The sequence below is a fragment of the Kocuria sp. LHG3120 genome, assembly GCF_049897445.1.
Classification (GTDB): domain Bacteria; phylum Actinomycetota; class Actinomycetes; order Actinomycetales; family Micrococcaceae; genus Kocuria; species Kocuria rosea.
The window spans coordinates 359,667-382,068 of record NZ_JAFCWG010000003.1 but is presented as its reverse complement, the minus strand read 5'-3'; the positions used below and the strand labels follow the sequence as shown (position 1 = coordinate 382,068).

Below are 22,402 nucleotides of genomic sequence, written 5' to 3'. Positions count from 1 at the left end.
TGTTAGGGCGCCCGGTGCTCCGGCGCAAGAGGTCCGGACCCCGGGACCCGGGTGTGACCTCCGGGGCCGCGCAGCGCTCAGTAGAGACCCGCCGCGCCGGTCAGGTGGCGGTGCAGACCATGGGCCACGATCGTGTTGCCCAGCGCGTTCAGGTGCCGGCGGTCCGCGGCGACCACCGAGCGCGGGGGCAGCCCCAGGCCCAGCCACCGGCGGTCCGCGGGCGAGGCCCCGATCCGGTGGGCCCGCAGCGCCGCCAGGGACCAGAGACCGGGATCGCGCAGATCGGCCATGGTGTCGTAGAACCGGTCGCCGTACTCGGCCCGGAGGGCCGCGTTCACCGCGCGCACCTCCTCCCACCCCGCGGTGCCGGGACGGTCGGCCGCGGTGTGCCAGTGGCCCATCACCACGGACGTGCCCGGCTCGACCCCCCACGCGGCACGGGTGTCGGAGAGCACCTGGTCCGGGGCCTCGATGTTGTTCTTGCCCGTCCACAGCAGGTGGACGTGGCCCCGGTGCTCCTCCTCCAGCGCCGTGCGCCAGCGGGCCTCCGACGCGGGCGCCACCTCGAGCTCGGCCCCCGGGACCGCCCGGCGCAGCACCACGTCCCCCTCGTCCCGCCCCACGGCCTGGATCGTGCACGGCAGACCGGAGACGGTGCCCGGGATCGCGAGGTGGACGCTGGGCACCCGGCCGTCCACCGTGGGCACGACCAGCGACCCGTGGGCCGGGATCCGCCCCACCCCGTAGCCGGAGCCCAGCAGGGGCAGGTAGGGGTGGGCGCTGCTGCGCATCGCCAGGGTCTGCCACGACCGGTCGCCGCTGACCGCGCGCGAGGTCCCGGGCACCTCCAGCAGCTGCGAGAGCAGGTCGTCGATGCGCACCGCGGGGAAGCCCCGCGGGCGGTCCCGGTGGAGGGCGCTGGCCGCCGAGGAGGAGCCCCACAGCACGAACGGCCGCCGGCCGGCGGGGAGCTCCGTCAGGGCGCCCCCGAAGGCCCCGGAGGCGGCGAGCACCAGGCCGGAGAGGACGAACGAGCGGCGCGAGAGAACCATGTTCTCAAAGGTAAACAGGCCTGGTGGGAGCGGTGCCGTTGTGACGGATCATGATGCCCCCCACTTCGGGGGACGCGGCGTGCGCGTGGCTCAGAAGCCGGGGGCGTACTCCCCCGGCCGCACGGCGTCGGCCACGATCACGGTGACGTTGTCCCGCCCGCCGGTGCGCAGCGCGGCCTGCAACAGGACGTCGGCCGCCTCCTTCGGGTGGGGCACCGAGGCGAGCACCCGGGCCATGTGGGCGGGGCTCAGCTCGTTGGTCAGCCCGTCCGAGCACAGCATCAGCCGGTCCCCGTGCCGGGCCGGGAGCACCCACACGTCCGGCTCCCACACCTGGCCGGTGCCCAGGGCGCGGGTGATCACGTTGCGGCGCGGGTGCACGAGCGCCTGGGAGGCGGTGAGCTGCCCGATCGACACGAGGTACTGCACCTCGGAGTGGTCCACGGTCAGCTGCTCGATCCGCGGCCCGCCCTCGCCCTCGCCGGCCCGCCCCCCGGGCTGGGGCGAGACCAGCCGGTAGGTCCGGGAGTCGCCGGTGTTGAACACGACCCACAGCATGCGCCCGTCGATGCGCAGCAGCCACACGCCGGTGACGGTGGTGCCCGCCCGGCCCTCGACCGCGTGCTGGATGTGCTGGTCCGCCTGCCACAGCACGGAGCGGACCCGGCGGACGGCCTCGATCGCGTCCTCGGGGATCTCCGGGTCCAGCCGCAGCTCGCGCTCCACGACGGCGCGGAACCGGGCGATGTCCCGGGGCGGCTCCGGCTCGAGGACCTCGAAGGAGCGGAAGTCCTCCAGCTGGAACAGGGGGGACGCCCCGAGGGTGCGCACGCACAGGGCGCTGGCCACCTCACCGGCCTCGTGCCCGCCCATCCCGTCCGCCACGGCGCACATCGCGGCCGTGACCACCAGGGCGTCCTCGTTGGACTCCCGGCGCAGGCCCCGGTCCGTGGACGCGCCCGCGCGGATGACGAGGGGTGCGCTCATTCGAAGTCGACCTCCAGCCCGGGACCGGCGCCCTGGGAGAGCGCGACGGGCTGGACGTCGCCGAAGCCCCGCACGTTGCGGGTGGGCTGCGGCAGGAGGATGAAGCGGTCGTCGCCGGAGAGCACCGCGGCGGTCGAGGCGTCCACGAGCACGGAGCCCGGCTCGGTCAGCGACACGAGCCGGGAGGCGAGGTTCACCGTGGGCCCGTAGATGTCCCCGAGCCGCGGCAGCACCCGCCCCCAGACGAAGGCCACGCGCGCCTGCGGCAGCTCGGGGTCGTCGCGGATGGCGCGGGCCAGGGCCAGGGAGATCTGGGCCCCGCCCTCGGGGGTCTCGGCGAGGAACATGACCTCGTCCCCGATGGTCTTGATGAGCCGGCCGCCGCCCACGGCGATCACCTCCGCGCAGCGGTTCTCGAAGCGCTGCACGAGGTTCGCCAGGGTCCGTTCGTTCATCTGCCGGGACAGCGAGGTGTAGGAGACCAGGTCCGCGAAGCCCACCCCGCGCGCGAGCGGGAGGACGGCGGACGCCCCGTCGTCGGACGTGGGGCCGGTGGCGGTCGAGCCGTCCGGGCGCTCCACGCGCATCGCGAGCCGCTGCACGGCGGCGTTCATCTGCCGCCGCCACGAGTAGACGAGGAGGTTCTCGATCGCGTCGATGAGGTCGGGCAGCAGGTGCAGCAGCTGCCGCCGGGCGGCGGCGTCGGTCATGCCCCGGTGGACGACCATGTCCTCGACGAGCGCCTCGACCTGCCACACGACCATGCGGTCGGTCATCTGCCCGATCGAGCGCACCAGGGACAGCGCCGCCTCCTCGGTGACCTTCTCCTCGAGGACCATGGTGGACAGCACCCGGAGGGCCTCGGAGTCCTGCTCGGTGAACCAGAGGTCGTCGTCGGTGAGGTTCGGGAAGCCCAGGGCCCGCCACACCTTCCGCGCGGACAGCAGGGACAGCCCGCCCCGGCGCGCGGCCTCCCGGCGGCGCAGGTCGCGCTCGGAGCCCAGGAGGGTCTGCTCGAGGGCCTGCACGGCGGCCTTGGACTCGTCCGAGCGGTACAGGTTGGCCTGGACGGGGTTGTGCAGGTTCAGGTTCAGCTGTGCCGTCTGGGGGCCGAGCTCCGGCTCGCCCTGGTTCTCCGGGTCCTCACTCGCCACACGTCACTCCTGTTCCTGGTGGACGGCCCGCCGGCTCCACGGTCGGCGCGGGGCGCCGGACGGGCCCGGGCGTGGTGCCACGACCGCGTCGCGGTCCACTCTAGTGGGACGGAGCCACGGCGCACCCCCACCGGGACCGGGATCCCCCGCCCGGCCGGCGCCGCCGCCTGCCGACCACTCGTCCTCGGCGGCCCGGCGGATCAGTCCGGCCAGGCGCTGTGCCTCCGGGGCGTGCTCCAGGCGCAGGCCGCCGAAGGGCCCGAAGTCCGCCACGACGCGCCCGTCGTGCCGGCCCAGGGCCGGACCGCGCCGGCGCTCCACCGAGACCCGGCGCAGCTGCTGCAGGGGCAGCGACACGGTCCTGCGGGCCCCGCCGGGGCGCAGCAGCACGAGGTGGCGGGTGGTGAGCACGTAGCGGGTGCGCCACCACCGCACCAGCGGGCGCAGGCAGCTGCGGAGCACCACCCAGCCGGCCGCGACGAGCAGGGTGAGCTCCACCCCGGCGTGCACCGTGGTCCACGGCTCCGCCACGGGGCGCCAGCGCAGCTCGAGGGCCCGCTGGGCGAAGGAGAGCGTGAACACCGTGAGCAGCAGCACCAGGAAGGGCCGGGTCAGCCGGGCGCCGTGGGCGCGTGTGGACACGAGCACGCGCTCCCCGGGCTGCAGGGCGGGACGGGCGGGCACGCTCAGGCCGTCCCGGGGGCGTCCGGGGCCGGGCGCAGGTGCACCACGTCGCCCGCCGTCACCTCGCGCTCGGCGCCGCCGTCCTCGCGCACGAGCAGGCCCCCGTGTTCGCCGAGGCCCGTCGCGGTGCCCGTGACGGGGGCGGCCCCGCCGGGCAGCTCGGCGCGCACCGGGCGGCCGATGGTCTCCATCCGCTCGGTGATCCGGGCGCGCAGCGGCCCGTCCGGGCGCACGGCGGCCTCCGGGTCCGCGCAGAACTGCCGGTAGACGGGGACGAACGCGCCCAGCACGGCCCGCAGGACGGCGGCGCGCTCGATCTCGCGGCCGGTGGCGCGCCGGACGGACGTGGCCGTGTCCACGGGCAGCTCCTGCTGGGCGACGTTGATGCCCGTGCCCAGGACCACCGCCGGCGGGTGCTGCGCGTCCAGCACGAGACCCGCGAGCAGCCCGGCCGTCTTGCGTCCGTCCACCAGGACGTCGTTGGGCCACTTGATCCGCGCGCCGGCCGCCGCGAGCCCGTCCAGGGCGTCGACGACGGCCGCGGCCATCAGCAGGGTCAGCCACGGGAAGTGCTGGGTGGGCAGCGGGCGGCCGCGCGCGTCCGCCGGGCGCAGCAGGAGGCTGAAGGTCAGCGCGGTGCCGGGCTCGGTGGTCCACACCCGGTCCAGCCGGCCGCGCCCGGCGCTCTGGTGGCCGGTGAGCACGAGGGACAGGTCGGTCCACGGCCGGTCCGGGCGGGGCCCGCGCGCCTGCCGGGTGACGGCGGCCGTCAGGTGCTCGTTCGTGGAGCCGACCTCGTCGAGGACGTCGATCCGCCCCAGGCCGAGGTCCGCCAGGGCCGCGAGCAGGGCGGGCTCGCGCAGGTCGGCGGCGCAGGGGTCGGGCACGGCGCTCCTCGGGTCGGTCGTCACGGGTCGGTCGTCACGGGCGGGTCCGCACGGGCCGGGGCGGTCGGTGCTGTCCGGCCGGGCGCCGTCCGCGTAGTGTTCGGACCACATCCACAGTAGTAGCCCCGTTCCCCGGGAACCGGCTGGACGGTCCCGTCCGGCCGGGCGGGGCCGCGGCACGACCCCCGGGAGAGCCACCGTGAGCGCAGCCGAGAACCGCACGACCTTCGCCGTCACCTACGTCTACGGCGGGCCCGCCGACGTCCTGGCCGCGCGCCGGCCGGAGCACCGCCAGTACCTCGGCGGGCTCGTGGAGCAGGGGCACCTGCTCGCGTCCGGTCCCTTCGACGACGACGGCGCGCCCGGCGCGCTGCTGGTCTTCGCCGCCGAGGACGCCGGGGCGGTCGAGCGGCTCACCGACGAGGACCCGCTGGTGCGCCACGGGGTGGTCACCGAGCGGACCGTCCGCCCCTGGAAGGTGGTCCTCGGCAGCGTCGGCTGAGCACCGTCCCGTGTCCCCCGGACCCGGGCACGGATTTTGTAGGAGTTCTACAACGGAGGCCCCCGCGGCCGCGGACTAGAGTGAGCAGGTCCCCTGACCACCCCGGACCGGACCGATCGGCCCGCCGGGCCGGCCGCGTACCAGACCACGAGGTGCCTGTGACCCACGACCTGACGACCACCGCCGGCAAGATCGCCGACTTCCACGACCGCAGGGCCCGCTCCGAGGTGCCCGCGGGGCAGGCGGCGGTCGAGAAGCAGCACGCCCGCGGGAAGAACACCGCCCGCGAGCGCGTGGAGATGCTCCTGGACGAGGACTCGTTCGTGGAGTTCGACGCCCTCGCGACCCACCGCTCGACCGCCTTCGGGATGGCGTCGAAGAAGCTGCCCGGCGACGGCGTGGTCAGCGGCTACGGCACGGTGGACGGGCGCCTGGTGGCGGTCTACTCCCAGGACTTCGCGGTCTTCGGCGGGTCGCTGTCCCAGGTCAACGGGGAGAAGATCGTCAAGGTCCAGAAGTTCGCCCTGCGCAACGGCTGCCCGGTCATCGGGATCAACGACGGCGGCGGGGCACGGATCCAGGAGGGCGTGGCCTCCCTGGCCATGTTCGCGGACATCTTCAACATGAACGTCCGCTCCTCCGGGGTGGTCCCGCAGATCTCGCTGATCATGGGCCCGTGCGCGGGCGGGGCGGCCTACTCCCCCGCCCTGACCGACTACATCGTGATGGTCGACAAGACCTCGCACATGTTCATCACCGGACCGGACGTCATCAAGACGGTCACGGGCGAGACGGTGGACATGGAGACGCTGGGCGGGGCGCGCCAGCACAACGCGACGACCGGCACGGCCACGTACCTCGCCGAGGACGAGCAGGACGCGCTGGACTTCGTGCACGAGCTGCTCGAGTTCCTGCCGGCGAACAACCTGCAGGAGGCACCCCTGGTGGACCACGACCAGGAGGACGAGGTCACCGACCAGGACCTCGCCCTGGACGTGCTGGTCCCCGACTCCGCGAACCAGCCCTACGACATGCGCGCGGTGGTCGAGGCGATCGTCGACGACGGGCACTTCCTGGAGATGCAGGCCCTCTACGCCCCCAATGTGATGATCGGCTACGCCCGGGTCGAGGGGCACACCGTGGGCGTCGTGGCGAACCAGCCCATGCAGTTCGCCGGCACCCTGGACATCGCGGCCTCCGAGAAGGCGGCCCGGTTCGTGCGCCACTGCGACGCGTTCAACGTCCCGATCCTCACCCTCGTGGACGTGCCCGGGTTCCTGCCCGGCACCGATCAGGAGTTCAACGGCATCATCCGGCGCGGCGCCAAGCTGCTCTACGCCTACGCCGAGGCGACCGTCCCGCTGGTCACCCTGATCACCCGCAAGGCCTATGGCGGGGCCTACATCGTGATGGGCTCCAAGAAGCTCGGCGCGGACGTCAACCTGGCCTGGCCCACCGCGCAGATCGGTGTGATGGGCGCCCAGGGCGCCGTGGAGATCCTCTACCGCCGGGACCTCAAGGCCGCCGCGGACAACGACGAGGACGTCGAGGCGCTGCGCGCCGAGCTGGTGCGCAAGTACGAGGAGAGCCTGCTCAACCCCTACCAGGCCGCCGAGCTGGGCTACGTGGACGCGGTGATCTCCCCGTCCGAGACCCGGGTGCAGGTGCTCAAGGCCCTGCGGGCCCTGCGCGACAAGCGGGCGTCGATGCCCACCAAGAAGCACGGGAACATCCCGCTGTGACCCTCCGTGAGCCCGCCGAGGGCACCCCGTCCCTGCGCTTCACGGCCGGCAGCCCCACGCCGGAGGAGGTCGCCGCCGTCACGGCCGTCCTGCTCGCGCGCCGGCACGCGGGCGAGGAGGACGCGAAGGGCTCCCCGGGGCGCCGGGACCAGTTCCGCCGGATGCGGCTGGGCCTGAAGCTGCGCCCGGGCCGCGGCGCGTGGCGGCGGACCCGGCCGGAGGAGTGACCGGGCCGGAGGAGTGACCCGCACGCCGTGACCCTGGTGGCGCCCGGTCACGGCTCCCGGGGGATCCGCCGGGAGACGACGAGCGCCACCGCGATGCCCGCCAGGGCGAGCACCGCCGTCACCGCCCACGTCAGGTCCCAGGAGCCGGTCGCCTGCGCGACCGAGGCGACCGCGGGCGGGCCGGCGAACTGGCCCAGGGCGTTGAACTGCTGGCCCAGGCCCAGCGTGGTGGCCACCGTGGTGGGGGTGGGCGCGACGCGCATGAGGCTGGCGATCGCCGTGGTCGGCACCACTCCCCCCACCGCGGAGAACACCAGGACCGCGCCGTACCGGGCGCCGAAGCGCACGTCCTCGTCCAGCAGCGGGGCGATCCCGAACGCGACCACGGCGGCCAGGCCCAGCACGGCGAAGCCCGTGCACCACAGCACCACGGGGCGCACCCCGCGCTGCAGGGCCCGGCCCGCGCCCAGGTTGCCCACCACGTTGACCCCCGCGGCGAGCGCGCTGAGCCCCGCGGCGGCGCCCGCCGCGATCCCGGCCTCGGCGTACATGGAGGGCAGGAACTGCACCACCCCGTTCCACTGGGCGGTGTAGAGCCCGAAGACCGCGGCCACGAGCCACGGCCCCGGTGCGCGCAGGGTCAGCCCGAGGCGCTGCCGCACCCCGTGCACCACCGTGTGGGCCGGGTCCGGCGGGAGCACGGCGAGCACCAGCACGCCCAGGAGCGCGGAGCCGGCCGCGGCGGCCGCCCACCAGGTGCGCCAGCCGAGGGCTTCGCTGAGCAGCCCGCCGAGCAGCAGGGAGAGGGCCGCGGCGACCGGGATGTGACAGCCCCACAGCCCCACCAGCAGGGACACCCGGGCCGGGGCCACGGTGCGCCGGATCAGGGCCGGGGCGCAGATCGACACGAGCATGAACCCCACGCCCTCCAGCACCCGGGAGCCCAGCAGCGGGCCGTACCCCGTGGAGAGCAGTCCCGTCACGGAGCCCGCGGTGAGCAGGCCCAGGCCGAGCACCAGGCCCCGGCGCAGGCCGATCCGGTCCCCGGACAGACCCACCACCACGCCCAGCAGCATGCCGGCCACCTGGACGGTGGAGAGCAGGAACCCGCCCTGCACCAGGCTCAGGCCGAGCTCGGCGGAGAGCACGGGCAGCGCCGGGGCCAGCTTCCACACGTGCAGGGCGCCCACCACCCCCGCGACCACCACGAGCAGGGCGGGCCCGGTCCCGGCGGTCCCCGAGGGCCCGGCCGGGACGGGCGCGGGGGGCGCGGAGTTCGCGCGCGGCGCAGGAGCGGACATGCTCCGCAGTCTAGGGAGCGCCCGGCGCTACTGTGACGTGCATGACCGATCAACGGCCCGACCCCCTGACCGGCGCCGGCCCCGCGCCCCTCGGCACGGGGCGGCGCGAGCCCACGGACGTGGACGCCGTGGCCGAGCGCTGGTTCGCGCGCGCCATGGAGCTGGACCCGGCCCAGGCCACCGTGCACGGCTTTCCCGGGCACGAGACCGAGTACCGCGACTTCGGGCCCGAGGGCCTGGAGGCCCACGCCGACGCCGCCCGCCGGACGCTGGCGGAGCTCGAGCGCGCGGCCCCGGTCGACGACGTCGACCGGATCACCGGCCACGCCCTGCGCGAGCGCCTGGGCCTGGACCTGCTCCTGCACGAGGAGGGGCTGCGGGGCTGGGAGGTCAACAACATCTCCTCCCCGGTGCAGGAGATCCGGGAGGTCTTCGACGACCTGCCCCGGAGCACCGCCGAGGACTGGGCGCACCTCGCCGGCCGGCTGCGCGCCGTGCCCGCCGCCGTGGACTCCTACGTCCTGGGCCTGCGGCACGCCCGCTCCCTCGGCCGCTCGGCCTCCGCGGCGCAGCTGCGCAACGCCGCCCGGCAGTGCACCGGCTACGCGGCGCGCCACGGCTTCTTCGACCGGCTGGCGCGCAGCCCCCGCGTCCCCGAGGCGCTGCGGCAGCAGGTCGGGGAGGCGGCCGAGGCGGCGCGGCACGCCTACCGGGGCCTCGCCGCCGTGCTGGGCAGGGAGCTCGCCGCGGACGCGCCCCGCACGGACGCGGTGGGACCGGACGTGTACACGCTGCGCCTGCAGGAGTTCCTGGGCGCCGTCCTGGACCCGGCCACGGTCTACGCGTGGGGCGTGGAGCAGCTGCGCACGATCGTGGCGGAGCAGGAGCAGCTCGCCCGCCGGATCGCCCCCGGCGCCACGGTCGCCGAGGCCATGGCGGCCCTGGACGCCGACCCGGCGCGGCAGCTGCACGGCACCGACGCGCTGCAGGCGTGGATGCAGGACCTCTCCGACGCCGCCGTGGACGCCCTCGCGGACACGCACTTCGAGCTCACCGGTCCCATGCGCCGGCTCGAGTGCCGCATCGCCCCGACCCACGACGGCGGGATCTGGTACTCGATGCCCAGCGCCGACTTCTCCCGCCCCGGGCGCATGTGGTGGTCCGTGCCCGAGGGCACCCGGACCTTCACCACGTGGGAGGAGACCACGACCGTCTACCACGAGGGCGTTCCCGGCCACCACCTGCAGTTCTCCACCGCGCTCGCCAACTCGGGCGAGCTCAACCGGTGGCGGCGGATGGGCGTGTGGGTCTCGGGCCACGGGGAGGGCTGGGCGCTGTACGCCGAGCGGCTCATGGACGAGCTGGGCCACCTGCAGGACCCCGGGGACCGGATGGGGATGCTGGACGCCCAGCGGCTGCGGGCGGCGCGGGTGGTGTTCGACGTCGGCTTCCACTGCGGCTACCGGATCCCCGCGGAGCTCGGGGACGCCCTCGGCGGGGCCCGCCCCGGCGAGGTCTGGACGCCCGAGGACGGCTGGCAGTTCCTGCGCTCGAACATCGTGATGGCGGACCCGATGCTGCGCTTCGAGTGGATGCGCTACATGGGCTGGCCCGGGCAGGCGCCGTCCTACAAGGTGGGCCAGCAGCTGTGGGAGCAGGCGCGGGAGGCGGCCCGCGCCGCGGCGGGCCCGGAGTTCCTGCTCAAGGACTTCCACACCCGCGCCCTGCGGGTCGGCTCGGTGGGCCTGGACACCCTGCGGTACGCGCTCGCCCTGTGACCTCCGTCATTCCGGCGTCACATTTCGTCACCGTCATTCGGTGTTGTATATTCCCGCGCCCTATCGTGGCCACATGATTTCCGCAGAAAGCACTCGACGGCTGCCCCGGTGGATGACTTCCTTCGGCCCGCAGATCGTGCTCGCCCTCCTCCTGGGCGTGGTCCTGGGCACCGTGGCCGACGCCCTGGGCGGCGACCCCGACACGGACCCCAACTGGCTGATGACCGCCCTGGACACCATCGGCACCAGCTACGTCAGCCTGCTCAAGGCCGCCGTGGTCCCGCTCATCGTGACCGCGGTGATCTCCTCGATCGCCAACCTGCGGGAGGTCTCCAACGCCGCCCGGCTCGCGTGGAAGACGCTGCTGTGGTTCGGGATCACCGCCCTGATCGCCGTGACGGTCGGCCTGGTGCTCGGCCTGGTCGTCCAGCCCGGCGCCGGCAGCGGCGCGGCCGCGCCCGCCGAGGCGTACACCGGGACGCAGGGCTCGTGGCTGGGCTTCCTCACCGGCCTGGTCCCCGCCAACTTCCTGGGCCTGCAGGTCTCCTCCTCCGTGGTGGACCCGGAGACCGTCCAGACCTCCCTCGGCTTCAACGTGCTGCAGGTGCTCGTGGTCTCGGCCGCCGTCGGCATCGCGGCGCTCAAGGTGGGCGCCCCCGCCGAGCCCTTCCTGGCCGTGGTCCGGGCCGCGCTCGCCGTGGTGCAGAAGGTGGTCTGGTGGATCATCCGCCTCGCCCCGCTGGGCACCCTGGGGCTGATCGGCCGGGCCGTGTTCGAGTACGGCTGGACCTCGATGGGCGGGCTCCTGGCGTTCGTCGCGACCGTCTACGCCGGCCTGCTGGTCGTGGCGTTCGTGGTCTACCCGGCCCTGGTCAAGGCGCACGGGCTCTCCGTCCGGCAGTACTTCTCCGGCGTGTGGCCGGCCGTGCAGCTGGGCTTCGTCTCCCGCTCCTCGGTCGGCACCATGCCCCTGACGCAGCGCGTCACCGAGCGCAGCCTCGGCGTGCCCCGCGCCTACGCGTCCTTCGCCGTGCCGCTCGGGGCCACCACCAAGATGGACGGCTGCGCCGCGGTCTACCCCGCGATCGCCGCCCTGTTCGTCGCGCAGTTCTACGGGATCGAGCTGGACGTCACGCACTACGTGCTCATCGCGCTCGTGTCCGTGCTGGGCTCCGCGGCGACCGCCGGCACCACGGGCGCCACCGTGATGCTCACCCTGACGCTGTCCACGCTGGGCCTGCCGCTCGACGGCGTGGGCCTCCTGCTGGCCGTGGACCCGATCATCGACATGGGCCGCACCGCGCTCAACGTGGCGGGACAGGCCCTGGTGCCCACGATCGTCGCCCACCGCGAGGGGCTGCTGGACCGGGAGCTCTACGACGCCCCGCGCTCCGGCGACCCCTTCGTCCCCGAGGACGCCGCCCCCGAGGACGCCGCTCCCGAGGAGGCCGCGGCGACCGGGGCCCGCTGAGCCCCGGCGCCGCCGTCCCCACCGCGAGGGGCGGGGAACTGCGAGAATGCTCGACGCATTCCGGCAGTTCCCCGCCCCTCGCTGTTCCTGGACGCGTCACGGGCTACCCTGGGACGGGCATGAGAGCTGGGTCACAGCACGGGACAGGAGGCGGCGCGTGGGCGCACCGGCGGACGGACCGACGACGACGGACCCGCTGCTGCGACTGTCCTGGGCCCGGTCGCTGGACCACCTCTCGGCGCCCGAGCGCTGCACCCCGCGGGTCGTGCTGGACGGCCCCGACGTCCGGGAGGCCCGCTCCCCGCTGCGCCTGCTGATGCCCGTGCTCGACGAGCTGCTCACCCCGCTGGCCGAGGACACCGGCCTGGTCGTGGCCGTCACGGACCCCGGCGGCGTGATCCTGCAGGTCCGGGGCAGCGCCGCGACCCGGCGGCGGGCCGAGTCCATGGGCTTCGTCGAGGGCGCCGACTGGTCCGAGCCGGCCGTGGGCACCAACGCCCCGGGCACCGCCCTGGTCCTGCGCCGGCCCGTGACCGTGCACCGCGAGCAGCACTTCTACCCCGAGGCCCGGCCCTGGACCTGCACGGCCGCCCCGCTGCTGCACCCCGTCACGGGGGCGCTGCTGGGGGCGGTGGACCTGACGGGCGGGGACGCCGCCGCGGCCCCCGCCACCCGGGCGCTGGTCGGCGCGGCGGTGCGCGCCGCCCGGGCCGAGCTCGCCCTCGCCCTGCGCTCCGCCCGCCGCTCCGAGACCGCCGCGGCGGCACCGTCCGCCGCCCCCGCCCACGGCGCGTTCCTGCGCGTGCTCGGCGACGCCCCGCCGGCGCTGGTGCTGGACGGGCAGGCCCTGGAGCTCACCGAGCGCCACGCCGAGATCCTCCTGGCCCTCTCTCGCGCCGGCAACGGCCTGTGCACCGCGGAGCTGTCGGAGCAGCTGTGGGCCGGCCGGGCGCAGGAGACCACGGTGCGCGCCGAGGTGCTGCGGCTGCGCCGGCTGCTCGAGTCCCGGGGCGGGCCGGCGATCGCCTCCCGCCCCTACCGGCTCGAGACCCCGCTGCCCTCGGACGCGGGCCGGGTGCTCGAGCTGCTCGCCCGGGGCTCGCACCGCCGGGCGCTGCGCGAGTACACCGGGGCGCTGCTGCCCCACTCCGAGGCGCCGTCCCTCGTGGCCCTGCGCCACCGCCTCACCGGGCTCCTGCGCGAGGCCGTCCTGACCGACGGCTCGGCCGAAGCCGTGCGCGAGTACCTCACCCTGCCGGAGGCCGCCGACGACGCCGAGGCGTGGGCGCTGCTGCTGCGCCTCCTGCCGGCCCGCTCCCCCGCCCGCGCCGAGGCCGTGCTCGAGCTGGAGCGGCTGCGCCGCTGACCGGCCCCGGCGCCCGCCGCACCGTGCGTGCAACGTGCGTGCAACGTGGCCCCTCGTAGCGTGATCCGCATCACACGATGGTGCGGACGAGGCGGTCCGCACCCGTGCCACTCGCACCGTCACGCACCAGGAGCAGGTCACCATGAGCGTTGAAACCCAGTCCCTCACCACCGTCTACGCGCAGCCGGGCACCGAGGGCTCGAAGGTCACCTTCAAGCCCCGCTACGAGCACTGGATCGGCGGACAGTGGGTGGCCCCGGTCAAGGGCCAGTACTTCGAGAACATCTCCCCGGTCAACGGCAAGCCCTTCACGGAGGTGGCCCGCGGCACCGCCGAGGACATCGACGCCGCGCTCGACGCCGCGTGGGCCGCCGCCCCGGCCTGGGGCAAGACTCCCGTGGCGGAGCGGGCCCTCGTGCTGCACCGGGTGGCCGACCGGATGGAGCAGAACCTCGAGATGCTCGCCGTCGCCGAGACCTGGGACAACGGCAAGCCCGTGCGCGAGACCATCAACGCGGACATCGCCCTGGCCATCGACCACTTCCGCTACTTCGCCGGGGCCATCCGCGCCCAGGAGGGCACCCTCTCCCAGCTCGACGACAACACCACGTCCTACCACTTCCACGAGCCCCTCGGGGTGGTCGGCCAGATCATCCCCTGGAACTTCCCGATCCTCATGGGCGTGTGGAAGCTCGCCCCGGCCCTGGCCGCGGGCAACGCCGTGGTGCTCAAGCCGGCCGAGCAGACCCCGGCCTCGATCATGGTGCTCATGGAGCTGCTCGCGGACATCCTGCCCCCGGGCGTGGTCAACGTGGTCAACGGCTTCGGCGTGGAGGCCGGCAAGCCGCTGGCCTCCAGCCCCCGGATCCGCAAGATCGCCTTCACCGGCGAGACCACCACCGGCCGGCTGATCATGCAGTACGCGTCCCAGAACATCATCCCGGTGACCCTCGAGCTCGGCGGGAAGTCCCCGAACATCTTCTTCGAGGACGTCGCCGCCGCCCAGGACTCCTTCTACGACAAGGCGCTGGAGGGCTTCGCGTTCTTCGCCCTCAACCAGGGCGAGGTCTGCACCTGCCCCTCGCGCGCCCTGATCCAGGGCTCGATCTACGACCGGCTGCTCGCCGACGGCGTGGAGCGCGTCAAGGGCATGGTCCAGGGCAACCCGCTGGACCTCGACACCCAGGTCGGCGCGCAGGCCTCCAACGACCAGCTGCAGAAGATCCTCTCCTACATCGACATCGGCAAGCAGGAGGGCGCGAAGGTCCTCGTGGGCGGCGAGCGCAACGTCCTGGACGGGGACCTCGCCGAGGGCTTCTACGTCTCCCCCACGGTGTTCGAGGGCGAGAACTCGATGCGCATCTTCCAGGAGGAGATCTTCGGGCCCGTCCTGTCGGTCACCCGCTTCACCGACTACGCCGACGCCATGGCCACCGCCAACGACACCCTCTACGGCCTCGGCGCCGGGGTCTGGGCCCGCAACGGCAACCTGGCCTACCGCGCCGGCCGCGACATCCAGGCCGGGCGCGTGTGGGTGAACCAGTACCACAACTACCCCGCCCACTCCGCGTTCGGCGGCTACAAGTCCTCGGGCATCGGCCGCGAGAACCACCTCATGATGCTGGACCACTACCAGCAGACCAAGAACCTGCTGGTCTCCTACTCCGAGGACGCCCAGGGCTTCTTCTAAACCGCCCTCACCCGTCCCGTCCCGACCGTCCGTCCCGTTCCAGGAGGAGCACCATGAACGCCCAGCAAGCCCCGACCGTCCAGGAGTCCGCGGCCACCGCGGTCCCCGGTACCATGACCGCCGCCGTCGTCACCGCCTTCGGGCAGCCCCTCGAGGTCAAGGACCTCCCGGTCCCCGAGCCCGGCCCCGGCCAGGTCCTCGTCAAGCTGATCTCGACCGGTGTGTGCCACACCGACCTGCACGCCGCCCACGGCGACTGGCCGGTCCAGCCCACCCCGCCCTTCGTCCCGGGCCACGAGGGCGTGGGCACGGTGGTGGCCCTCGGCCCGGGGGTCACGGAGGTGCAGGAGGGCGACCTCGTGGGCAACGCCTGGCTGGCCTCGGCGTGCGGGCACTGCCGCAACTGCCGCACCGGCTGGGAGACGCTGTGCGAGGAGCAGGTCAACGGCGGCTACAGCATCGACGGGTCCTTCGGCCAGTACATGCTGGTCGACGCCCGCTTCGCCGCGCAGATCCCCGCGGGCGCCGACCCGTACGAGGTGGCGCCGGTGCTGTGCGCCGGTGTCACCGTCTACAAGGGCCTGAAGATGACCGAGGCGCGGCCCGGGGAGTGGGTGGTGATCTCCGGCATCGGCGGCCTGGGGCACCTGGCCGTGCAGTACGCGGTGGCCATGGGCCTGCGGGTCGCGGCGGTCGACGTCGCCGACGACAAACTGGCCCTCGCCCGCAAGCACGGCGCGGAGATCACCGTCAACGCGTTCGCGGAGGACCCGGCCGAGGCCGTGCTCGCGCAGATCTCGGGCGGCGCGGACGCCGTGCTGGTGACCGCCGTGCACCCGGCCGCGTTCGGCCAGGCGATCGGCATGGTCCGCCGCGGCGGGACGATCGTGTTCAACGGCCTGCCGCCCGGGGACTTCCCGGCGCCGATCTTCGATATCGTGCTCAAGGGCCTGACCATCCGCGGGTCGATCGTGGGCACGCGCCAGGACATGGTCGAGGCCCTCGACTTCTACGCGCGCGGTCTGATCCACCCGACCTACAGCACCCGTCCGCTCGAGGACGTCAACGCGATCCTCGACGAGATGGAGAAGGGCAAGATCGAGGGCCGCGTGGTCGTCGAGTACTGAGCCGGGCGGACGCGAGGTGTCGCGTCCTGGCCCGGGCGATCGCGAGGGGTCGCGTCCTGTCGGTGAGAGAACGTCTCACCAGCAGGACGCGGCCCCTCGCGCGCGGTCAGAGCCGATCGCGACCTCGCGCGTACGCCCTGCGTATCCTGGGACTGTGACTCCCCGCCTCGTCCTCGCCTCCCGTTCCCCCGCCCGCACCAAGCTGCTGGCCGACGCCGGGATCGACCACGACCGGCTCGTCTCCGACGTGGACGAGGACGCCGTGGTCCGGGAGCGCGGGGTGACCGGCGCCGAGGAGACCGCGATGGTCCTGGCCCGGGCCAAGGCGGAGGCCGTGGCGGCGCTGCCCGAGGCCGCCGGCGCCCTCGTGGTGGGCTGCGACTCGGTCTTCGAGCTCGACGGCGAGGTGCACGGCAAGCCCCTGGACGCCGCGACGGCGACCGCCCGGATCCGGGCCATGCGCGGGCGCTCGGGGGTGCTCCACACCGGCCACTGGCTCGTGGACACGCGCAGCCCGGCGGACGGCGGGACCGGCTGGAGCGGCGGCGCGCCCGCCAGCGCCGAGGTGTTCTTCGCGCAGATGTCCGACGACGAGGTCGCGGCCTACGTGGCCACCGGCGAGCCCCTGGAGGTGGCCGGGTCCTTCACCATCGACTCGCTCGGCGCGGCCTTCGTGGAGCGGGTGGAGGGCGACGTGCACGCCGTCGTCGGCCTGAGCCTCAGCACCCTGCGCACGCTGCTCGGCCGGGCGGGCGTCGGCGTGCCCGAGCTGTGGACCGCCGGCCGCTGAGAATCGCTCCCCGCCGGAACCGGTCTGCGCTTTGTAGGACTCCTACAGAAACGGCGTCGCATTTCCGGTCCGCCGCCGGGTGGTTGGGCGATTGCTCACGACGGGGAATACAGTGCATCGGAGGATTCGACAAGGAGTGAGACGTGACCGGTAAGAACCCCGCGGACGGCGCCATCCGCCCCATCACCAAGGTGCTCGTCGCCAACCGCGGCGAGATCGCGGTGCGCGTGATCCGCGCCGCCCGCGACGAGGGCATCGCCTCCGTGGCCGTGTACGCCGACCCGGACCGGGACGCCCTGCACGCCCGCACGGCGGACGAGGCGTACGGGCTCGGCGGGTCCACCGCCGCGGACTCGTACCTGGTGATCGACAAGATCCTCGACGTCGCCGCCCGCTCGGGCGCCGACGCCGTGCACCCCGGCTACGGCTTCCTGTCCGAGAACGCCGAGTTCGCCCTCGCCGTGCTCGAGGCCGGGCTGACCTGGATCGGGCCCCCGCCCGCGGCCATCGCCAAGCTCGGCGACAAGGTGGCCGCCCGCCACATCGCGGAGAAGGTCGGCGCCCCGCAGGTCCCCGGCACCACCGACCCGGTCGGCTCCGCCGAGGAGGTCCTCGCGTTCGCCGACGAGCACGGGCTGCCCCTGGCCATCAAGGCCGCGTTCGGCGGCGGCGGCCGCGGCATCAAGGTGGTCCGCAACCGCGACGACATCCCGGAGCTCTACGAGTCCGCCGTGCGCGAGGCCACCGCGGCGTTCGGCCGCGGCGACTGCTTCGTGGAGCGCTTCCTGGACGCCCCGCGGCACGTCGAGACCCAGTGCCTGGCCGACGCCCACGGCAACGTGGTGGTCGTCTCCACCCGCGACTGCTCCCTGCAGCGGCGCAACCAGAAGCTCGTGGAGGAGGCGCCGGCGCCGTTCCTGTCCGAGGAGCAGAACCGCCTGCTCTACGCCTCCTCGAAGGCGATCCTGCGCGAGGCCGGCTACCAGGGCGCGGGCACGTGCGAGTTCCTGGTGGGCCAGGACGGCACCATCACGTTCCTGGAGGTCAACACCCGCCTGCAGGTGGAGCACCCCGTGTCCGAGGAGGTCACGGGCATCGACCTGGTGCGCGAGCAGTTCCGGCTGGCCCGCGGCGAGGCCCTCGGCTACGACGACCCGGAGGTCCGCGGCCACTCGATCGAGTTCCGCATCAACGGCGAGGACCCGGGGCGGCACTTCATGCCCTCCCCCGGCACCATCGCCGCCCTCGACCTGCCCGGCGGCCCCGGCGTCCGCGTGGACTCCGGCGTGCAGGCCGGCGAGACCGTCGGCGGGAACTTCGACTCCATGCTCGCCAAGCTGATCGTCACCGGGGCCACCCGGCAGCAGGCGATCGAGCGCTCCCGCCGGGCCCTGGCGGAGCTGCGCATCGAGGGCATGCCCACCGTGGTCCCCTTCCACCGCGCCGTCGTGGCCGACCCCGCGTTCGCCCCCGCGGACGGCGCCCCCTTCTCCGTGCACACGCGGTGGATCGAGACGGAGTTCGACAACACCATCCCGCCCTTCGAGGGCGTCCCGCAGGCCGGGCCCGAGGCGGAGGAGCGCCAGGCGATCGTCGTCGAGGTCTCCGGCAAGCGCCTCGAGGTGGTCCTGCCCGCGCTGCCCGGCACGGCCAAGCCCAACGGGACCGCGGCCAAGCCCCGCAAGTCCCGCTCCGCGCGCGGCGGCGGCACCGCCGCGGCGAGCGGCGACAGCCTGAGCTCCCCGATGCAGGGGACCATCGTGAAGATCGCGGTGGACAACGGGGACGAGGTCGCCGAGGGCGATCTCGTGCTGGTGCTCGAGGCCATGAAGATGGAGCAGCCGCTGACCGCCCACAAGTCGGGCACGGTCTCGGGGCTCTCCGTGAGCCCCGGGGACACCGTCTCCGCCGGCGCCGTCCTGGCGACCATCTCCTGACGCGGGCGGCCCGGCCCCGATGAGCACCCCACCGACCGGCGCCCCCGGGCGCTGCCTCGTGGACCTCTCCGCGCAGGACCGGCTGCGCAGCGGCGCCCCCGCCCGGACGCCCCGGCTGCGGGTGCTCTGCTGCCCGCCCTCGGGCGCGGCCGCCGGCTACTGGCGGTTCCTGGTCCGCGAGGACGTGCACGTCCTCGGCGTCCAGTACCCCGGCCGGGAGAACCGCTTCCGGGAGCCGGCGGCGCCCTCGGTCGCCGCCCTCGCCGCGGAGGCGGCCGAGGCCGTCGCCGCCGCGCCGTGGGCCGCCTCGGACGTCCCGCTCGTGGTCCTGGGCCACAGCATGGGCGCCTCCGTCGCGGCCGAGCTCGCCTCGCTCCTCGAGCACCGGGAGGGGATCCGGGTGTCGCTGCTCGCACTGTCCGCGAAGACCGCCCCGGGCGCCGTGGACGCGGCGGACGACGGGGACGAGGACCTGCGGGCCGGGCTCGACCCGCAGGACCCGGGCGCGGACGAGGCGCTCGCCCGGTGGCTGCGGCGGCTGGGCGGCACCCCCGAGGCGGTGCTGGCGAACCCCGAGCTGCTGGCCCTGCAGCTGCCCGCCCTGCGCGCGGACCTGCGGGTCTCGATGGCCCACGACCGGCTCCCCGCCCCGGTCGGGGCGCCCCTGCTGCTGCTGCGCGGCACCGAGGACCACACGGTGGACGCCGCCGGCATGGACGCCTGGCGCCCCGTCAGCACCGGGGCCGTGCAGCGGCGCGAGTACCCCGGCGGCCACCACCCGCTCGCCGGGAACCGGCACCGCCTGCTCGAGGACCTCGAGGCGTGCGCCGCTCCCGGCCGGTCCCGGTGAGCCCGTCGTCGTGACGACCGTCCCGCCGGCCGTGCCCGGCACGGTCGAGCTGTCGGTGCCGGACGCCCCCGCGGACGTGCGGGTGGTGCTCGCCCGCGTCGCCGCGCTGGCCGGCTGGGCGGAGTCCGTCCGGGACTGCCTCGACGACGACGAGCGGGCCCGGGCCGCGGCGTTCCGCCACGAGAGCGACCGGCGGCGGTTCGTGGTCGCCCACTGCGTGCTGCGCCACGAGCTCGCCGCCCGCACCGGCGCGGCCCCGGCCTCGCTGCGCCTGGGACCGCCCGTCCCCGCCCAGGGGCCCCGGCCCAAGCCGAGGCTCGAGGACCACGCCCTGCGCTTCTCCCTCTCGCACAGTGGCGACCAGGTGCTCGTGGCCACCGCCGAGCGCGAGGTGGGGGTGGACGTCGAGCAGCTCCAGGACCCGGTCGCCGCCGAGCAGGTGATCCCCCTGCTCCACCCCGCCGAGATCACTGCCCTGCGGGCCCTGCCCGCCGCGGACCGGCCGGCCGCCGTGACCACGGTGTGGGCGCGCAAGGAGTCCCTGCTCAAGGCCATGGGCTCGGGCCTGTTCCGCGAACCCTCCGTCGACGAGGTCGGGGCGGGTCCCGTCCCCGGACGGCCTGTGGCCGGGTGGCGGATCCTGGACCTGGCTCTTCCACCGGCCACCGGTTCGGACGGCGCGGAGTCGCGGGCGGCGCTGACCGTTCGCGTCCCGTGACCGTCACCGCGTACAACCACCGGTGGACAGGATTTCTCCATCCGGAGGCGGACTACAACGTCTGACCCGTCGGTCATCCTTGAAGCATGTCGGGCCCCCTTCGGGGAACAGGGTCCGGCGGGAGCGGCGAACAACTCACTCGCCCTGTGCCGTGCTTGCTCGAGATCCCGGAGCGGAGCACCTTCCGGACCCAGCTCTCCATCACGTCAGGATCATCCGTCACGTGCCGTTGTCGGCACCCGGATGCCCGCGCTGACGAGGAGAGCCGGTTCCGCGATCATCCGGACCCCCAGCGGGGCCGTGTCCGAATCGTGTCCGTCATCTTCGCAAATGTTGGTCGAGGCCCCCTGACCTGGGATTACTTTGGTGACGTCGAACCATACACAGGGCCCAACGGGCGTTCGGGGGAACGCGCCACCGGCCGGCACCAGTCGCGAAGCGGATCTCGCTTCTCCACCGGATGGGACAGACCCATGAGAAGAACCACCTGAGCAGTCACGACCGCCGCCTTCGCGGCTGGCACCACTGTCCTGCGGCTCCTGCCGCGAGTGGGGGACTCACAGCCGTCGATCGCTCCGGGCTCTGAGCGCAGCGTTGCACCGATCCGTCGAGGCCGCGCCCCGCAGGACGGAGCCCTCGTCGACCGGCATGCCGAGAAGAGGGTCCTTGCGGTGCCCGTCAGCCGAGCTACGAGCCGACCCGAATGCAGAACGCCGTCCCCGCGCCCTCCTCACGGACCGAGCGCACGGCGAGAGAACGAGGAACACATGTCCATCATCAAGGCTCCGCACCTGTTCAACGAGGAGAGTCTGTTCATCGATCTGGAGGGCGTGCTGAGCCGCCACCTCTATCTGAAGATCGAGGGGTTCAACTTCGCCGGCTCGATCAAGCTCAAGCCCGCCAGGGAGATGGTCGAGCGGGCCGAGCGGGAAGGGAGGGTCGGCCCCGGCTCCGTGCTCGTGGAGTCCTCCTCCGGGAACCTCGGCGTCGCACTCAGCATGATCGCCGCCAGCAAGGGGTACAGCTTCGTGTGCGTGATCGACCCGCGCTGCAACCCCGCGACCCGGCAGCTCATGGAGTCACTCGGGGCGCACGTCGACCTGGTCACCGAGCCGGACCCTGTCGACGGTTTCCTCGGCGCCCGCCTCAATCACGTCAAGGAGCTGTGCCGGTCCGACGAGCGGTACGTCTGGCTCAACCAGTACACCAACCCCGGCAACTGGGGAGCGCACTACCGCTGGACCGCCCCCGAGATCGAGGCCCAGTTCCCCGAGCTCGAGGTGCTGTTCGTGGGGGCCGGGACCACGGGCACGCTGATGGGCTGTGCGCGCTACTTCAAGGAGCACCGGCCCGACGTCCGGATCGTCGCGGTGGACGCCGCCGGCTCGGTCTCGTTCGGTCGCCCGCCGGCCACCCGTCTGATCCCCGGGCTCGGCATGAGCGTGCGGCCGCCCCAGCTCGACGAGTCCCTGATCGACGACGTGGTGATGGTCGAGGAGCTGGACACGGTCCGCACCTGCCACCGCCTGGCCGGGCGCGGGTTCCTGCTAGGGGGCTCCACCGGGACCGTGGTCCACGGCGCCATGACGTGGCTCGCGGCCCACCACGCCGAGGACGTCACCGCGGTGGCCATCTCTCCCGACCTGGGCCGCCCGTACCTGGACACCATCTACCAGCCGGACTGGGTCCTCGACCACTTCGGGGCCGAGGCGCTCGCCGGCTCCGACTCGACAGCCGCTCTGAGCCGTCCGCACCACCAGGTGTCATGGCGTCGGCAGGCGGCAACCACACCGGTGACCGGTTCATCGGCCACCTCCTCGCCGAGGAGTCTCTCGCAGTGAAGAAGCTCGCCGACGCCCCCCCGGCGTCTCCCCTCCCCACCATCTCAGTCCCTACGATGCCGTCGAGGCGAGAAACTCCATCCGCACCGGCCGTCGAGAAAGTCGACGCGGACTTGCCGCTGGAGCGTCGGCTGGCGGTTCTTCTCGCCTCGGTGCTGAAGAAGGACGACGTTCCCACGGACAGTCACTTCTTCGACGACCTGGGTGCGGACTCCCTGGTGATGGCGCAGTTCTGCGCCCGGGTGCGCAAGCAGCCGGACCTGCCGGCCGTGTCGATCAAGGACGTCTACCAGCACCC

The 22,402-nt window shown here is 74.0% G+C and carries 20 protein-coding genes (1 of these 20 running past the window's edge); 14 read left to right on the top strand and 6 right to left on the bottom strand.

The window, feature by feature from the left end:
• Positions 1–77 precede the first annotated feature (77 nt).
• The 5 genes from ACP7CD_RS08610 to ACP7CD_RS08590 form a co-directional block, all read right to left on the bottom strand.
• A complete protein-coding gene (locus ACP7CD_RS08610; protein ID WP_426120012.1) occupies positions 78–1,052 on the bottom strand; it encodes a hypothetical protein in 975 nt (324 codons plus the stop codon).
• 90 nt (positions 1,053–1,142) lie between these two features.
• A complete protein-coding gene (locus ACP7CD_RS08605) occupies positions 1,143–2,039 on the bottom strand; it encodes a PP2C family protein-serine/threonine phosphatase (protein WP_017833844.1) in 897 nt (298 codons plus the stop codon).
• On the bottom strand, positions 2,036–3,193 hold the full coding sequence (locus ACP7CD_RS08600; protein WP_017833845.1) for an adenylate/guanylate cyclase domain-containing protein: 1,158 nt from the start codon (positions 3,191–3,193) through the stop codon (positions 2,036–2,038). The genes ACP7CD_RS08605 and ACP7CD_RS08600 overlap by 4 nt, the downstream gene beginning before the upstream one ends.
• 3 nt (positions 3,194–3,196) lie before the next feature.
• On the bottom strand, positions 3,197–3,877 hold the full coding sequence (locus tag ACP7CD_RS08595; protein WP_251356160.1) for a hypothetical protein: 681 nt from the start codon (positions 3,875–3,877) through the stop codon (positions 3,197–3,199).
• Between the two features lie 2 nt (positions 3,878–3,879).
• The gene (locus ACP7CD_RS08590; protein ID WP_426120011.1) at positions 3,880–4,764 is read right to left on the bottom strand and encodes a biotin--[acetyl-CoA-carboxylase] ligase; all 885 of its coding nucleotides are present in this window, start codon (positions 4,762–4,764) and stop codon (positions 3,880–3,882) included.
• Positions 4,765–4,963: 199 nt separating this feature from the next.
• Between ACP7CD_RS08590 and ACP7CD_RS08585 the strand changes: the two genes are divergently transcribed.
• The 3 genes from ACP7CD_RS08585 (at position 4,964) to ACP7CD_RS08575 (ending at position 7,235) form a co-directional block, all read left to right on the top strand.
• Positions 4,964–5,266 (top strand): YciI family protein, encoded by a 303-nt coding sequence (locus ACP7CD_RS08585; protein WP_035926444.1) that lies wholly within the window; start codon positions 4,964–4,966, stop codon positions 5,264–5,266.
• 158 nt (positions 5,267–5,424) lie between these two features.
• A complete protein-coding gene (locus tag ACP7CD_RS08580; protein ID WP_017833849.1) occupies positions 5,425–7,008 on the top strand; it encodes an acyl-CoA carboxylase subunit beta in 1,584 nt (527 codons plus the stop codon).
• Positions 7,005–7,235 (top strand): acyl-CoA carboxylase subunit epsilon, encoded by a 231-nt coding sequence (locus ACP7CD_RS08575; protein WP_109243380.1) that lies wholly within the window; start codon positions 7,005–7,007, stop codon positions 7,233–7,235. Before ACP7CD_RS08580 ends, ACP7CD_RS08575 begins: the two co-directional genes overlap by 4 nt.
• A 47-nt stretch (positions 7,236–7,282) precedes the next feature.
• On the opposite strand, the gene ACP7CD_RS08570 is transcribed toward ACP7CD_RS08575, so the two are convergent.
• Positions 7,283–8,536 (bottom strand): CynX/NimT family MFS transporter, encoded by a 1,254-nt coding sequence (locus tag ACP7CD_RS08570; protein ID WP_426120010.1) that lies wholly within the window; start codon positions 8,534–8,536, stop codon positions 7,283–7,285.
• A 41-nt stretch (positions 8,537–8,577) separates the two neighbouring features.
• Between ACP7CD_RS08570 and ACP7CD_RS08565 the strand changes: the two genes are divergently transcribed.
• The 11 genes from ACP7CD_RS08565 to ACP7CD_RS08515 all read left to right on the top strand — a co-directional run.
• Positions 8,578–10,314: a DUF885 domain-containing protein gene (locus ACP7CD_RS08565; protein ID WP_426120009.1), complete on the top strand. Its 1,737-nt coding sequence runs from the start codon at positions 8,578–8,580 to the stop codon at positions 10,312–10,314.
• 112 nt (positions 10,315–10,426) lie between these two features.
• Positions 10,427–11,785 (top strand): dicarboxylate/amino acid:cation symporter, encoded by a 1,359-nt coding sequence (locus ACP7CD_RS08560; RefSeq protein WP_426120008.1) that lies wholly within the window; start codon positions 10,427–10,429, stop codon positions 11,783–11,785.
• A gap of 157 nt (positions 11,786–11,942) precedes the next feature.
• Positions 11,943–13,151, top strand: a complete 1,209-nt coding sequence (locus tag ACP7CD_RS08555) for a transcriptional regulator (protein WP_426120007.1) — start codon at positions 11,943–11,945, stop codon at positions 13,149–13,151.
• Between the two features lie 142 nt (positions 13,152–13,293).
• Positions 13,294–14,841, top strand: coding sequence for an acetaldehyde dehydrogenase ExaC (gene exaC / locus ACP7CD_RS08550; RefSeq protein ID WP_095651396.1), 1,548 nt, complete (start codon positions 13,294–13,296; stop codon positions 14,839–14,841).
• 53 nt (positions 14,842–14,894) lie between these two features.
• Complete coding sequence (gene adhP / locus ACP7CD_RS08545; RefSeq protein ID WP_426120005.1) at positions 14,895–15,968, top strand: alcohol dehydrogenase AdhP; 1,074 nt, start codon at positions 14,895–14,897, stop codon at positions 15,966–15,968.
• Between the two features lie 154 nt (positions 15,969–16,122).
• A complete protein-coding gene (locus tag ACP7CD_RS08540) occupies positions 16,123–16,758 on the top strand; it encodes a Maf family protein (RefSeq protein WP_426120003.1) in 636 nt (211 codons plus the stop codon).
• Between the two features lie 143 nt (positions 16,759–16,901).
• Complete coding sequence (locus tag ACP7CD_RS08535) at positions 16,902–18,695, top strand: acetyl/propionyl/methylcrotonyl-CoA carboxylase subunit alpha (RefSeq protein WP_426120001.1); 1,794 nt, start codon at positions 16,902–16,904, stop codon at positions 18,693–18,695.
• Between the two features lie 19 nt (positions 18,696–18,714).
• On the top strand, positions 18,715–19,545 hold the full coding sequence (locus ACP7CD_RS08530) for a thioesterase II family protein (protein WP_426119999.1): 831 nt from the start codon (positions 18,715–18,717) through the stop codon (positions 19,543–19,545).
• A 10-nt stretch (positions 19,546–19,555) separates the two neighbouring features.
• A complete protein-coding gene (locus tag ACP7CD_RS08525; protein ID WP_426119997.1) occupies positions 19,556–20,263 on the top strand; it encodes a 4'-phosphopantetheinyl transferase family protein in 708 nt (235 codons plus the stop codon).
• Between the two features lie 767 nt (positions 20,264–21,030).
• Positions 21,031–22,104, top strand: a complete 1,074-nt coding sequence (gene sbnA / locus ACP7CD_RS08520) for a 2,3-diaminopropionate biosynthesis protein SbnA (RefSeq protein ID WP_426119995.1) — start codon at positions 21,031–21,033, stop codon at positions 22,102–22,104.
• Positions 22,029–22,402, top strand: the beginning of a protein-coding gene (locus tag ACP7CD_RS08515; RefSeq protein ID WP_426119993.1) for a Pls/PosA family non-ribosomal peptide synthetase. 2,797 nt of this gene lie beyond the right edge of the window; only the first 374 of its 3,171 coding nucleotides appear in the window; its start codon is at positions 22,029–22,031; the stop codon falls past the right edge of the window. The genes sbnA and ACP7CD_RS08515 overlap by 76 nt, the downstream gene beginning before the upstream one ends.